This window comes from Anaeromyxobacter sp. SG17, assembly GCF_022690695.1.
GTDB classification, from domain to species: Bacteria; Myxococcota; Myxococcia; order Myxococcales; family Anaeromyxobacteraceae; genus Anaeromyxobacter; species Anaeromyxobacter soli.
Genome location: NZ_JALCYX010000010.1, coordinates 40,838 through 53,694, shown reverse-complemented (window position 1 = coordinate 53,694; position 12,857 = coordinate 40,838). Strand labels below are relative to the sequence as shown.

Genomic DNA, 12,857 nt, shown 5'->3' with positions numbered 1-12,857 from the left:
GGGTCTCCCCCCCCCCCCCGCCGGGGCGCCGCCGCGGACGCGGCGAAGCCGCTCGCGGCGGCGCACGGGACCCGGCGCGCAGGGGTGGGGCCCCGACGAGCTCCGCTCGGCGGGGCGGGGGCGCAGCCCCCGTATTTCTAGAAGCGGACGCTCACCGACCCGAACAGCCCGAGGTCGTTGCGCGCAGTCTGGTCGATGGTCGCGGAGGCGAGGCCGTCGAACGCCGTCACGTAGTCACGCGCGGTGAGCCCGAGCCCGAAGGCCCCGTGCTCGACGTTCGCGCCGGCGGAGACGTAGCCCGCGAAGTCGGTCTCGGAGTCCACGTCGAGATCGCGGAAGCTGTAGGTGCGCGCGCCGGCGCCGATCCCCACGAACGGCTTCAGCGTCCAGCCCTGCGCGAGCGCCACCGGGTACTGTCCCTGGACGCCGAGGTCGTACTGGAAGAGGTCGAGGTGCTCGCCGAGCGCCTTCACCTGCGTGGGCGACCATCCGACCGCGCCGACGATCGCGACGTAGGGATGCACCTCGTAGCTGAGGGTGAGGCCGGTGAGCACGGAGTCGTCGAGGAGATCGCGCTGGTCGCCGGTCCCGACGAACGCTCCGACGAACGGCGCGATGCTGAGCTTCCGTGAAGGATCTTCGGCGCGCGCGGAGGTCGACGCGAAGGCGATGACGGCGGCGGTGATGACGAGCAGCTTCTTCATCTTGTGTTCCTCGTGAAGTGAATTGAGACGACGCGCAGCCGGTGCTGCAAGGCCCGCGCCCGGCGCGGCGCTGCGCGCGCGGCGGCGAAACGCCGGGAGGATCGGCGCGGGCGGCCGGCGCGAGCGCGCGCCACGCGTCGGGAACGGCGACAGTCGCGAGCGAGCCGCCGTCGGAACTCCGCACACCGGCCGCGGCCGCGCTCACAGATCGAACGCGGCGGAGAGGCCGGCGAACGCGATGAGGCCCAGCGACGGGCTCGGCACGTCCACCGCGCTGCCGTCCGGACGCTCGTGTCGGGTGAACCGCGCCAGGGCGACCGCGACGACGGGGCCCAGCGTCGAGCGTGCGCCGAAGCGCCGGTCGAAGCCGAGCCGCAGCCGCAGGACCTCGTGGCCGTCGAACGACTCGGTCCCGCCTTCCCGCTCCACCCCGTGGCGGCGAAGGGCCACGCCGAGCGCGATCCACGGATCCCAGCGCTCGTCCGGCGCGACGTGGAGCTCCGCCTGCGCTCCCCCCGCGATGCTCCAGACCTTGGCGCTCGCCGGCGGCTCACCGCCGCGCGCGTACAGCCCTCCCGTGCCGAACACGCCGAGCGCAAACGCCGCCACCGGCCGCCAGGCCACGGCGAGCTCGAGCGCCGCGCCCGGCCCGCCGTAGTCGCCGAGCGACGGCAGCGCGTAGCCGATCTCGCCGAAGGCCTGCTCGTAGCCGGACGAGAGCCTGACCTCCAGGGCCGCATCCTGCGCGCGCCGTGGTCCGTCCTGCGCCCCGGCCCGGAGCGCGGACCCGGCGATGGCGGCCGCGACGAGCGCGCGGGTCGCGCCGGTCATCGACGGCCTGCTCGCGGTCGAGGGCGGCCGGCGCCGCGGCGCGGGGGTCGCCCGGCGCTCACTCCCCCGCGGACCGGGGCGAGCCGCTCGCGCGGGGGCTGGCGGGATGGACTCGCGCGGTGGTCGCGGTCACCGGGACCGCGGCCGGCGCGTCCTCCGCGGGCGTGCCCGCCGGGGCCGCCGCGCTCCGGTACTCGGCCCCGATGAGCGAAACCCCCAGCAGCGACGCCGCGAGCCCGAGCCTCTTCATGAACGCGCTCCCTTCCGTGGTCATCCAAGGGTGGCGCCGCGCGGGCGCGCCGCCGCAGGGAGCGTCCCTGGGCTCGGTCCGCCGGCGGCGCGGCACCCGCGCAGGCGCCACGCGAGCGTGCCTTTACATGCCTCGTGCCACGGCGCGAGTCGCAGGCCTGCACGGCTCGGCAGGCGCGGCGCGCAGGCGGGCTGCCGGGTTCGCGGACAGGTTCCGGCGCGAGATCGTCCGCGTTCCCGGCAGCGTGGCAACGGAGCCGGACCCACGGCATGATGGCGGCCCATGCTCGACCCCGCTCGCGGCTCAGGCCCGGATCTTGCGACTCCACGAGGAGTCATGCCGGAGCGATTGGACGCCGCGCGCTGGAGGCGCGTCATCGCCGCCAACGTCGAGTGCCGCTGGAAGCGCACGCGGTGGTTCCTGTTCGCCGGCTTCTACGCGGTCTGGCTGGCGTTCTGCGCCGCGCTCGCCGCGACCGGGTACCCCCCCTGGCGCGTCGCCGTGCTGGCAGGGATCCTCGGCGCGCTGCTCCTCTCCCACGTGGCGCGGGCGCTCAGCGAGCGCGTCGCGAACGCCTGCGAGGGCGACGAGCGCCAGCCGTTCGCGTTCATCGTCATCGCCATCGCGACGACGGGCGGGTTGCACAGCCCGGTCCTCATCGCCCTCATGGGCGCGGTGTCGCAGTTCACGATCCGGCGCGGGATCTGCCGGGCCACGCTCGCCGCGCTCACGGCGCTCGTGGTGCTCGTCGCCGCCATGTTCGCCGTCCCGCAGGCCTGGCTGGGCCCGGTCATCCCGGATCCGCTCTACAGCCTCTCCGCGCTCGGCTTCCTCCTCGTGTCGGTGGTGCTGCACACCGACTACATGTCGCTCCTCGCGCGCACCGTCGAGTCGACCTTCGGCCAGATCTTCCGCTCCCGCGAGGAGATCGCCGCGCAGGCGCTGGCGCGCGCCCGCGAGCTGGAGCTCCTGAGCTCGAAGCTCTCGCACGAGCTCAGGAACCCGCTCGGCGCGATCAAGGCGCTCGTCCAGCTCTCGGCCCGCGAGGCGAACGAGCCCGAGATCCGGGAGCGGCTCCAGGTGGTGGAGGGCGAGGTCGAGCGGATCCAGAAGATCCTCCAGGAGTACCTGTCCTTCTCGCGTCCGCTCGACACCCTGCGCCCCGAGCCCGTCGCGCTCGGCGCCGTCGCGGACGAGGCCCTGGCCGTGCTGGAGGCGCGCGCCGAGAGCGCCGGGGTGTCGCTCCGCCGGCAGGGCGACGCGGAGCTCGTGGCCGATCCGCGACGCCTGAAGGAGGCGCTCCTGAACCTCGTCGCGAACGCGATCGAGGCGACCCCGCGGAAGGGCCGCGTCGAGATCGAGATCGGAGAGCGAGACGGCCAGGTCCGCGTGGAGGTGAGCGACACGGGCCGGGGCATGCCGCCGGAGGTGCTCGACCGCGTCGGCACTCCGTTCTTCACCACGCGCGAGGAGGGGACGGGGCTCGGCGTGCTCCTCGCCCGCGGCGTGTTCGTGCAGCACGGCGGCGCGCTCGAGTACCGGAGCGTGCCGGGCCAGGGCACGGTCGCGAGCGCGTCCCTGCCGCGCGAACCCACGGTGAGGTGCGTCGATGCCCCGCTTGCTGCTCGTGGATGACGATCCGCCCGTCCTGTACGCGCTGAAGGAGCTGGTCCGCTCGCTCGGCCACGAGCCGGTGCTCGCCCGCTCCGGGAAGGAGGCGCTCGAGCGGCTCGAGGGCGTGGACGCTGTGGTCACCGACTACGCGATGCCCGAGATGGACGGGCTCGCGCTGGTCCACGCCATCCACGAGCAGGACGAGGCGCTCCCCGTCGTGCTCCTCACGGCCCAGGGCTCGGAGCGCGTGGCGGTGCGGGCCATGAAGGCCGGCGCCTACGAGTACGTCACGAAGCCCTACGACATCGAGGAGATGTCGCTCGTGATCGACCGCGCCCTCGAGGCGCGCGCGCTCCGCACCCAGAACCGGCGGCTCGCCGCGGAGAAGGCCATCGGGCGGAGCCTCGTCGCGGACACGCCGGCGATGCGCCGCCTGCTCGACGCGGTGAGCCGGCTCGCGCCCAAGGACATCACCGTGCTCGTCCGCGGCGAGACGGGCACCGGGAAGGAGCTCGTCGCCTCGCTGCTCCACGCCGAGAGCCGGCGCGCGGCCGGACCGCTCGTGCGCTTCAACTGCGCGGCGATCCCCGCCGAGCTCGCCGAGGCCGAGCTGTTCGGTCACGCGCGCGGCGCCTTCACCGGCGCGGCGCAGGCCCGGCGCGGCTTCTTCGCCCAGGCCGACGGCGGGACGCTCGTCCTCGACGAGGTGGGCGAGCTGCCGCTGCCGCTCCAGGCGAAGCTCCTGCGGGCGCTGCAGGAGGGCGAGATCCAGCCGGTGGGCGCCGGCCGGGTGGAGAAGGTGGACGTGCGCGTCGTCGCGTGCACGAACCGGGACCTCGAGTCCGAGGTCCGCGCCGGGCGCTTTCGCGAGGACCTCTTCTACCGGCTGGCCGTCGTCGAGCTCGTGGTGCCGCCGCTCCGCGACCACCGGGACGACATCCCGGCGCTCGCGGCCGAGTTCGCGCGCCGGTACGCGGAGCGGTTCGGCATGGAGGACGTGCGGCTCTCGCCCGCGCTCCTCGCCGCCCTGCGGAGCGCAGACTGGCCCGGCAACGTGCGGCAGCTCGAGAACGCCGTCGCACGCATGGTCGCGCTCGGCTCGAGCGGGGAGCTCGGTCCGGAGGCGTTCGGCCGACCGCCCGCGGCCGCTCCGGAGGAGCCCGGGGCGGAGTCGCCGCCGGAGGGCACCCTCTCGCTCCGGGAGCACCTCGACGCGGTCGAGCGCAGCCTCATCGTGAAGGCCCTCGCCGCGACCGGAGGAAACCAGTCCGAGGCCGCGCGGCGCCTCGGCCTGAGCCGCTCCGCGTTCATCGACCGGCTGAAGAAGTACGGCTTCGCCTGACGCGCCTCGCACCGCATCCCGCCCGGGACGGGCCCGCTCGCGAAGGGTCACTGGACGGTCCTCACTACGCTAGGATGAAGGTCGCCCGCGCTGCCGCGGCGCCCGAGTCGCTCATGCGCACCCCGCTCCTCGTCCTCTTCGCCCTCTTCGCTGCGGCGTGCGCCGCGGACCAGGAGCGCCGCGCCTCCGCGTCCGACGGTGCGGTCGTCCTGTGCGATCGCGCCGCCTGCGGGCCCGCCCTCGGCATGCCGAACTGGATCTGCGCCGACGGGAGCACGGGCGGGCCCACGGGCCGCTGCGTCGAGCACGCGGGCGGCCAGTGCGGCTGGGAGATCCACGAGTGCCCCTCGCAGGTGCGCTGCGGCCCCGAGAGCGGGCGCGCGTGCTCCGGGGAGTTCGTCTGCGTGGACCTGCCCGGCGACGGCTGCACCTTTCCGACCGACGCGGGCTGCGACGGCGTCTGCGTCGCGCCCGTCTTCTGCGGCGGGGTCGCCGGGCTTCCGTGCCCCGACGGCCGCGCCTGCGTCGACGATCCGCGCGACGACTGCGCGCCGCCGAGCGGCGCGGACTGCGGCGGGCTCTGCGCGCCGTAGCCGGCTTTCGCGAGGCCGGAAGCGGCCCACGATGGTTCCCGGGCGGTTCCTGCGCTCGCCTCCGGCCTTCCGCGCCGCCGCGGATCGGCCGATACTGGGCGTGCGGAGGCGCCGATGACGATCACGATCCGTCACCTCGAGCCCGGGGACTACGGCCCGATCATCCGGGTGCTGAACGACTGGTGGGGCGGAAGGCGCATGGCGGACATGCTCCCGCGGCTCTTCTTCGTCCACTTCCGGCCGACGAGCTTCGCGGCCGAGGCGGACGGGAAGCTCTGCGGCTTCCTGGCCGGCTTCCAGTCGCAGACCTCCCCCGAGCAGGCGTACATCCACTTCGTGGGCGTCGACCCTGTCTTCCGCGCCGCCGGCGTGGGCCGCACGCTCTACGAGCGGTTCTTCGAGACGGTCCGCGCGCTCGGGGTGACCGAGGTGCAGGGGGTCACCTCGCCCTTGAACGAAGGGTCGCTCGCGTTCCACGCCGCGATGGGGTTCGAGCTCCTCCGGGGCGACGGCGGGGTGGGGCACTCGCCCGACTACGACGGCCCGGGCGAGCCGCGCGTGCGGTTGCGCAAGAGAATCTGAGGGCCGCGCTGCGGGGGCGGGCGACGCGCGCCTCCCGCGGACCGCTCAGGGACGCACGACGCGTCCCATGAACACGAGCGCGCCGGTGGCGTGGTCGCGGATGGCGAACACGAAAGGTCGGTCGATCGCGACCGTTCGCGTGACCGGCGCGCTCGTCGGTCCGACGATGACCGCCGTCGCCGCGGCCGCCTCGGTGCCCGCCTCGTTCACCTTCACGAACGCCTGGTGGACGACGTCCGAGACGCGCAGGCCCACCTCGGTCGACATGCGCGAGAAGTCCGCCTGGTCGCCGAACGCGACGCCGAGCCCGAGCGCGGTGAGCGGCGGCTTCAGCTGCAGGGAGCTTCGCACCTCGAACCGCGGGAGCGTGAGCGCGAGGTGCTCGTCCCGGAGCGCGGCGAGGTACGCCTCGAGCCGCGCCGGCGTGAGCTGCTCCTCGAGCGCCGCGAGCCCGCCCGCGGGCGGGACGAGGAGCAGCATCGAGAGCTCGCCGCCGTCGTAGGGGAGCTCCACCACCTCCACGCCCGCCACCTGCGCGGCCCGGGTGGGCAGGTCGCCGCTCGCCATCGTGGGCACGAGGAGCCGCGAGCCGTCGAGGAGCGTGAACTCGCGGTCGCGGGTGAGGGCGGGGTCGAACTTCTTGGCCCAGGCCGCGTTGAAGTAGATCGCGTTCACCAGCACGGCCACGGTGTCTGTGTCGATCGTCCCGACCGGCAAGAGGTCGGGGATGCGGTCCTCGGTCTCCTCCGCCACCCACGCGTTGATCGCCTCGCGGGCGGGCTCCGGCGCGCTCCCGAAGTCGAGGAGTCGCACGTCCGCGCCGTACTCCCCGGCGAGCGTGTCGAGGAACGGTTGCTCGAAGGTGAAGCCCTTCCGCGCGAAGAGCTGGTTCACGAGCCGCAGCCGGAAGGGCTGACCGTCGGCGCCGGACGCGTTCTCGCCGCGAGAACGGAGCTGCCGGTCGAGGTCGTTCATCGCCCGGTGGTAGCGAGGCTCCGGGATCGAGACGTGGAGGGTCTGCTCGAACGCGGCGGCGGTCGCGCCGGAACCGCCCGGGTAGGTCATCGAGAGCGCGAAGGTGATGCTCTGCGGGGAGAAGAACAGGTTCTCCTGCGCCTCGGACGCGAGCACGCGGTACAGGTCGAGCGCGAGCGCTCCGTTGCTCCCCACCGCGGCGGCGAGATCGGCCGGTGGAGCGGAAGCGGTCACCCGCGCCTCGGTGGAGCCGATCCGGTCGCCGGGCGCCGAGGGCGCTGGCGTCGGGCTCGATCCGCCGCCGCAGGCGCTCGAGAGCGTGAGCGCGGTGACCGCCAGCAAGGCAGCGCGGGAGAGCGTCATGGAGGTACCTCCGCGCCGCAGCGTAGCAGCGCGGACGGGCGATTTCACGCCTTGTGCGCGGGGTGACCCCTCCGAACGGCGCTCACGCGGGCCGGCGAGGCCCCTCCTCGGAGCCGGGGCCGCGCCATGGGGACAGGCGCGGGAGCCAGCGCGGCACCGCGCGGGCGTAGACGGGCCACTCGGCGGGGAAGCTGCGCGCGAGGACCGGCTCCTCTCCGAGGACGACGCGCACGTGGAAGACGAGCGCCAGGACGAAGGCGTAGGCGAGGGTCGAGGGCGAGCCCCTCCACGCGGCGATCCCCGTCACCAGTGTGAGCACCGAGAGGTACATGGGGTTCCGCGCGAACCGGTACATCCCGACCACGACGAGCTTCGTCGGAGGCGACCATGGCGCGAGCGTGCCCTTGCCGATGGCGTAGAAGTCCCGCACGCACCAGAACAGGCCGGCGAGCCCGGCGAAGGCAAGCAGGAGGCCGGCGGAGTGATCGGAGCCGCGCGCGCCGTCCCTGTGCGCGATCCAGAGCGGGATCGCGACGCCGACCACCGCCGGCATCGCCAGGAACGCGAGCACCGCGCGCGCGAACATCGTCTCTCCCCCTCTCCGACGGAACGCCGGGAAGCCGTCCGCGCCGTCACGCGGCGACGTCCTCACCTGCGCGCGGAGCTCGCGGGGCGCGCGTCCGCTGCGAGCCGCCGCCGCAGCGCCTTCGCCTGGGCGAGCAGAGGCAGGTCGCCATCCGCGCCGTGCAGCAGCGCGAGGAGGTGATCGAGACACTCCCGCGCGCTCGTGCGCTGGCCGAGCCGGTCGAGCGCCACCGCCTCGAGGTAGAAGCTCCGCGGGTACATCCAGCTTCGCGCCGGGCCACCCGTCCGCTGTCGCAGCGCGCGCAGCTCCCCGATCGCCTCCTCGTCGTGGTGGGACTCGAGCGCGACGCTCGCCGCGATCCACGTCGCGCCGATCGCGAGGTCTCCGCCGCGACCCGGGGAGAGGAGGAGGGGGCGCAGCAGCGCCCGCGCTCGCTCCGGATCACCGCCGCGCCAGGCCGCGGCGCCCTCGTACAGCGCGCGCGACGGTCCGGGCGGCAGCGCTCGCGCCTGCGCGCGGGCCGCCTGCAGGTCGCCTGTGAGCGCGAGGACGGAGGGGAGCCCCTCCCATCGCCACCCGGAGGCGGCGAGCCGCCGGGCCTCCTCGCGCGCAGCGTCCTGGGGCTCCTCGCCGAGGAGGTGCAGCAGCCGCAGGGTCGGCTCGCTCGGGGAGGTGGCGTGGGCCGCGAACCGGTCGATCACCTCGAACGCCTCGCGCCGCCGGCCCTGGTACGCGAGGGAGCTGGCGAGCGCGGCGGCGGCCTTGGCGCGATCCGGCGAGGCCTCCGCGCGCTCGGCGACGGGGCGCACGAGCGCCTCGGACTCGCCGTGACGCTCCGAGAGATCCAGCGCCTCGGCGAGGGTGATGCGGGAGAAGATGTTGCCGTCGAGCTCGAAGGCGCGACGGGCGTCACGTTCCCCCTCCTCGAAGCGCCCGGACGACATCTCGGCGCGCGCGAGCGCGCGATACGACGCTCCCCCCGGCGCCTTCTCGACCCAGGTGCGACTGCGGGTGAGCATCTCGTCGATGCGGCCGAGCCTGGCGAGCGCATCGGTGACGTGCATGAGCGCCGGCTCCCAGATGGGATCGAGCGCGAGCGCGCGCTCGAACAGCGCCAGCGCCTGCGACGAGTCTCCGTCGTGGAAGTAGAGATCCCCGGCCAGGTAGAGGACCTCCTTGTCCTGCGGGTAGGCGGCGACGGCGCGCGCGTACAGGTCGTGGGCCTGCTCCTCGTCCCCGTCCACGTGCGCCTTCCAGGCCTCGATGAGCAGCCGCTCCTTCTCGGGGACGCGGCTCGCGCCCCGCACCGCGGCGTCGATGGCGGCGCGCCGCGCCGCCGCGTCGAGCCCGGTGAACTCGCCCAGGTACGCGATCCGGTAGGACGCCAGCGCGAAGTCCGGGTCGACGCCCAGGGCGGCCCGGTACTCCTGCAGCGCCTCCTGGTACCGCGTCGCGTCCTGCGCCTGCTCGCCGCGGAAGTAGTGCGCGTACGCCTCGAAGCTGCCGGTCGTCGCGGACGCCAGATCCACGCGCGAGGCGCTCACCTCCGCCGGGCTCTCCCGCAGCCGCTGGCGCGTCTCCTCGGAGAGCCGGTCGATCATCCCGGGGACGCTCGCCTTCCCCTGGCCCGTCTCCTGGAGCGTGAAGAGGTACTCGCTCGTGTGCGGGTCGAGCGCCTTCAGCTCGATGGCGTAGAGCGCGTCGAAGCGCCGGATGGAAGCGAGCACCAGCGCGCGGGCCCCCGCGCTGCGCGCCACCTCGCGGCCGAGCGCCTCGTCCACCCCGGTCACCTTCTCGCGCCCGAGCTGGCGCAGGATGTCGAGCATCCGGACTCGCGTCAGGACCGACAGCCGCCGCGATTGCTCGAGCGAGGTGATGAGCATCCCCGAGAGGCCCGCCAGCTCCGGCTCCCCGGTGAGGTTCTCGAAGTCTGCGACCGCGACGGTGACGCGCGCCGCGCCCTGCCCCGCGGCGGGAGGCGCCGTCGCTCCGGACCCCCGCAGGGCGACGACCCCTCCGCCCACCGCGAGCGCGAGGAGGGCGGCCGCCGCCGCGAGCCACCGTGCGCGGGCAGGGCGGCGACGGCGCGCGGGCGTGGGGGGAGCCCCGGGCGTCCGCTCGGGCTCGGTGCGGAGCGCGTCCAGCGCCGCCGCGACCTCCGCGCCGTCGCGGGGCCGGTCGACCGGGTCCTTCGCGAGCATCCGCGCCAGGAGGGCGCCGAGCGCGGGCGCGTCGGGGACGTGGAGGGCCGGCGCGGGCCTGGGGCTCGCGGTCGCGCTCCCTTCCGCGTCGTCGGGGAACGGGAGCGTCCCCGCGACCATCCGGTAGACGAGGACCCCGAGCGCGTACACGTCCGTCCGCTCGTCCTCGGGCGCCCCGCGCCACTGCTCCGGCGCCATGTACCCGGGGGTGCCGCCGCTGATCCGCCGCCGCCCGAACGCGTGCGCGAGCCCGAAGTCGAGCACCTTCACGCGCCCGTCGCCGCAGACGAAGACGTTGCCGGGGGAGAGGTCCCGGTGCACGACGCCCGCTGCGTGGGCGTGCGCGAGCGCGTGCGCGACGGCGGAGCCGATCCGCAGCGCCTCGCCGGTCGCGAGGGGCTCGCCGTTGAGGCGGTCCGCGAGCGTCTCGCCGCGGAGCAGCTCGAGCACGAGGTAGGGGCCGTGCTCGCAGCGGCCGGCGTCGAAGAGGGTGACGATGTTCGGGTGCGAGAGCCGCGCCGCGGCCTCGGCCTCGCGCAGCAGCCGGTCCTCCTGGAGCGCCGCCCGGTCTCCCGCCCGGATCGCCTTGAACGCCACCGAGCGGCCGAGCTCGCGGTCGCGAGCCTCGTACACGATCCCGAAGCCCCCGCGCCCGATCTCGCGCAGGAGCTCGAAGCGGCCCACGACGGCACCCGGCCCGAGCACGTGCTCCCAGGCGGAGCCGAGCTGCACCTCCGGCGCGCGCGCCAGCTCACCGAGCAGCGCGGACACGCCGCCCCCAGCGGCCGGCGCCACGCCGGCGGCGCCGTCACCCGCGCTCGGCTGACCTCGTTCACGCGCCACGAGAGCTCCGGACAGCAGACGTTCCTACAGTTACTCGGCGCCGCGGGCGCCGCACCGGAGTCTCTCATGGGAGGGAGCGCCCGCGCGCCCGCCCGCGCCTCGCCGTGGGCGGCGGGCCGCGGCCGGCGGATCCGCCTGCTCGGCTACCAGTACCGCTCCACGTGCACCTCTCCCGGCTGACGCGGCGCGTGCTCGCGGAAGCCCTCCCGCTCGAGGAGCAGCGTCATGTCGTCGATCATCGCCGGGTTTCCGCACAGGAAGACGTGCGTGTCGGCCGGCGTCGGCCGCGCGCCCCAGGCGCGCGCGAGGGCGCCGTCCGTCCAGAGCGCCTGCACGTAGCCCGTCGCGCCGCCCCACGGCGCCGGCTCGGCGTCCGGGCGGCTCACCGTCGGCAGGTAGGTGAAGTTCGGGCACAGCCTCGCCAGGGTGATGAGCTCGGCGGAGTAGCCGAGATCCCAGGAGTGCCGCGCGCCGGCCAGCACGGCGAAGCGCTGCGGCCCGCCGCAGGCGAGCTCGGTGCGGAGCATGCTCATGTAAGGAGCGAGCCCGGTGCCGGTCCCGACGAGCACGACGTCGCGCTCCGGCGGCACGTCTCGGAGCGTGAACATGCCCGCGGGCTTCGGGCCGAGCCATAGCCGGTCGCCGGGCGAGAGCGCGAAGAGCCGCGGCGTGAGCTCGCCCGAGCGGACGAGCGTCACGTAGAGCTCGAGCTCGCCGCGCTCGAGCGACGACGACGCGATGGAGTAGGCCCGCCGGATCATGCGGTCCGGCTCCGGCTGCTCGTCCGGAGGCTCCGGATCGGAGAGCGCGACGCGCGGGGCGCGCGCGGGCAGGCCCAGCACCGCGAACTGGCCGGGGCGGAACTCAGGGTACGTCCAGCGGTCGGGGACGACGCGCAGGATGACGAGGCCCGGAGCGACCTCGATGCGGCGGGTGAGGATGGCGTTGACCTCGAGCTTTCCCACGCGGGGACGTGTAGCCGGCCCGCCGCCGCCGTGCCTCACCCCGGAAGGCCGCCCCGCGGCGCGCCAGGCGCGTGCGCCCAGACGTCCCCGGGGGGCTCGTACCGCGCGGTCGACGCGTCAGCCCCGGGGCCGCACGCCGCGGACGAGGGCGCGGACGCAGCGCAGGGTGATACTGCCGTCGTCGCGCGGCACCGGCTCGAACCCGCGCGCGTGCCCGGCGAGGACGCGACGCCGGACCTCGTCCTTCGGTAGCGTGGGCGAGCCGCGGTCGAACCACTCGTCGAAGTCGAGCTCGAACGGCTCCTCGAGGAGGCGCAGCCCGTGGAGCCCGGCGCGCGCGAGCACGTCCACGAGCTCCCCCGCGGACAGGCTCCGGACGTGGGTCCGGTCCCGTGCGCGCTCGATCGCCTGGTGCCAGCGGGCGCGCTCCGGGTCGGGATCGGCCGTGTGATCGCAGGCGACCACGACGCCCCCCGGCGCGACGAGCGCAGCCTGCGCGCGCACGAACGCGAGGGGGTCCTCGACGTGGTGGATGACGAGGCGCGAGATCGCGGCGTCGAACGGGCCGGCGCGGAGGTCGAGCACCGAGCCTTCCTCGAAGCGCGCGCGCGCGCCGAACCGGTCGCAGCGGCGTCGCGCGCGCCGCACCATCTCCGGCGAGAGATCCACGCCATGCACGGAGCTCCCCGCGGCGAGGAACGCCTCCGCGACGAGCCCGGGCCCGCACCCCGCGTCGAGGAGCCGTGTGCCGGGCGGGAGCGCCGCGAAGGTGACGAGTTCCTGGAGCGCCGCGGGATCGCGCTGCGCGGGGGCCCGCTCGAACCGTTCGGCCTGGCCGTCGAAGGCGCGGGAGAGCTCGCGATCGTGATCGCTCACGGCGTGGATCCTACGCCGGCCGGCTCGCGCGCGCTCCCTCGGGCTCCGCGACGTGGCGGGCGCTCGGCCCGGTCCGGCCATCCCGGGACTGAAGCGGCGGTCCCGGCCGTGCCCGATCCGGGACGCGTGTTC

The 12,857-nt window shown here is 75.1% G+C and carries 12 protein-coding genes; 4 read left to right on the top strand and 8 right to left on the bottom strand.

Features of this window, described 5'->3' with window-relative positions; translation table 11 throughout:
• Nucleotides 1–137: 137 nt before the first annotated feature.
• The 3 genes from MNY60_RS06590 to MNY60_RS06580 all read right to left on the bottom strand — a co-directional run bounded on the left by MNY60_RS06590 (nt 138) and on the right by MNY60_RS06580 (nt 1,785).
• Nucleotides 138–704: an outer membrane beta-barrel protein gene (locus MNY60_RS06590; RefSeq protein ID WP_242360236.1), complete on the bottom strand. Its 567-nt coding sequence runs from the start codon at nt 702–704 to the stop codon at nt 138–140.
• A 201-nt stretch (nt 705–905) separates the two neighbouring features.
• On the bottom strand, nt 906–1,535 hold the full coding sequence (locus tag MNY60_RS06585) for a hypothetical protein (RefSeq protein WP_242353413.1): 630 nt from the start codon (nt 1,533–1,535) through the stop codon (nt 906–908).
• 58 nt (nt 1,536–1,593) lie between these two features.
• On the bottom strand, nt 1,594–1,785 hold the full coding sequence (locus MNY60_RS06580) for a hypothetical protein (RefSeq protein WP_242353415.1): 192 nt from the start codon (nt 1,783–1,785) through the stop codon (nt 1,594–1,596).
• A gap of 336 nt (nt 1,786–2,121) precedes the next feature.
• Between MNY60_RS06580 and MNY60_RS06575 the strand changes: the two genes are divergently transcribed.
• The 4 genes from MNY60_RS06575 (at nt 2,122) to MNY60_RS06560 (ending at nt 5,916) form a co-directional block, all read left to right on the top strand.
• Nucleotides 2,122–3,420: a nitrogen regulation protein NR(II) gene (locus MNY60_RS06575; protein WP_242337600.1), complete on the top strand. Its 1,299-nt coding sequence runs from the start codon at nt 2,122–2,124 to the stop codon at nt 3,418–3,420.
• Complete coding sequence (locus MNY60_RS06570) at nt 3,395–4,741, top strand: sigma-54 dependent transcriptional regulator (RefSeq protein ID WP_242337602.1); 1,347 nt, start codon at nt 3,395–3,397, stop codon at nt 4,739–4,741. The genes MNY60_RS06575 and MNY60_RS06570 overlap by 26 nt, the downstream gene beginning before the upstream one ends.
• A gap of 74 nt (nt 4,742–4,815) precedes the next feature.
• Entirely contained in the window at nt 4,816–5,334 is a 519-nt protein-coding gene (locus MNY60_RS06565) for a hypothetical protein (protein WP_242337604.1), read from the top strand.
• Nucleotides 5,335–5,448: 114 nt separating this feature from the next.
• Nucleotides 5,449–5,916, top strand: coding sequence for a GNAT family N-acetyltransferase (locus MNY60_RS06560; protein ID WP_242337606.1), 468 nt, complete (start codon nt 5,449–5,451; stop codon nt 5,914–5,916).
• Between the two features lie 45 nt (nt 5,917–5,961).
• Here the strand turns inward: MNY60_RS06560 and MNY60_RS06555 are convergent, their stop codons facing one another.
• The 5 genes from MNY60_RS06555 to MNY60_RS06535 all read right to left on the bottom strand — a co-directional run bounded on the left by MNY60_RS06555 (nt 5,962) and on the right by MNY60_RS06535 (nt 12,725).
• Entirely contained in the window at nt 5,962–7,254 is a 1,293-nt protein-coding gene (locus MNY60_RS06555) for a serpin family protein (RefSeq protein ID WP_242337607.1), read from the bottom strand.
• Nucleotides 7,255–7,336: 82 nt separating this feature from the next.
• Nucleotides 7,337–7,840, bottom strand: coding sequence for an isoprenylcysteine carboxylmethyltransferase family protein (locus tag MNY60_RS06550; RefSeq protein ID WP_242360235.1), 504 nt, complete (start codon nt 7,838–7,840; stop codon nt 7,337–7,339).
• A gap of 62 nt (nt 7,841–7,902) precedes the next feature.
• Nucleotides 7,903–10,812, bottom strand: a complete 2,910-nt coding sequence (locus MNY60_RS06545) for a tetratricopeptide repeat-containing serine/threonine-protein kinase (RefSeq protein WP_242360234.1) — start codon at nt 10,810–10,812, stop codon at nt 7,903–7,905.
• Nucleotides 10,813–11,027: 215 nt separating this feature from the next.
• Entirely contained in the window at nt 11,028–11,849 is an 822-nt protein-coding gene (locus tag MNY60_RS06540) for a ferredoxin--NADP reductase (RefSeq protein ID WP_242360233.1), read from the bottom strand.
• Nucleotides 11,850–11,966: 117 nt separating this feature from the next.
• Nucleotides 11,967–12,725 (bottom strand): class I SAM-dependent methyltransferase, encoded by a 759-nt coding sequence (locus MNY60_RS06535; protein ID WP_242360232.1) that lies wholly within the window; start codon nt 12,723–12,725, stop codon nt 11,967–11,969.
• Between the last annotated feature and the right edge of the window lie 132 nt (nt 12,726–12,857).

Excerpts from the sequence above, each read along its gene's own strand:
- MNY60_RS06560 (WP_242337606.1), top strand. The coding sequence starts at position 5,449 with ATGACGATCACGATCCGTCACCTCGAGCCCGGGGACTACGGCCCGATC.
- MNY60_RS06590 (WP_242360236.1), bottom strand. The coding sequence starts at position 704 with ATGAAGAAGCTGCTCGTCATCACCGCCGCCGTCATCGCCTTCGCGTCG.
- MNY60_RS06580 (WP_242353415.1), bottom strand. The coding sequence starts at position 1,785 with ATGAAGAGGCTCGGGCTCGCGGCGTCGCTGCTGGGGGTTTCGCTCATC.
- MNY60_RS06575 (WP_242337600.1), top strand. The coding sequence starts at position 2,122 with ATGCCGGAGCGATTGGACGCCGCGCGCTGGAGGCGCGTCATCGCCGCC.
- MNY60_RS06555 (WP_242337607.1), bottom strand. The coding sequence starts at position 7,254 with ATGACGCTCTCCCGCGCTGCCTTGCTGGCGGTCACCGCGCTCACGCTC.
- MNY60_RS06565 (WP_242337604.1), top strand. The coding sequence starts at position 4,816 with ATGAAGGTCGCCCGCGCTGCCGCGGCGCCCGAGTCGCTCATGCGCACC.
- MNY60_RS06585 (WP_242353413.1), bottom strand. The coding sequence starts at position 1,535 with ATGACCGGCGCGACCCGCGCGCTCGTCGCGGCCGCCATCGCCGGGTCC.
- MNY60_RS06550 (WP_242360235.1), bottom strand. The coding sequence starts at position 7,840 with ATGTTCGCGCGCGCGGTGCTCGCGTTCCTGGCGATGCCGGCGGTGGTC.
- MNY60_RS06570 (WP_242337602.1), top strand. The coding sequence starts at position 3,395 with ATGCCCCGCTTGCTGCTCGTGGATGACGATCCGCCCGTCCTGTACGCG.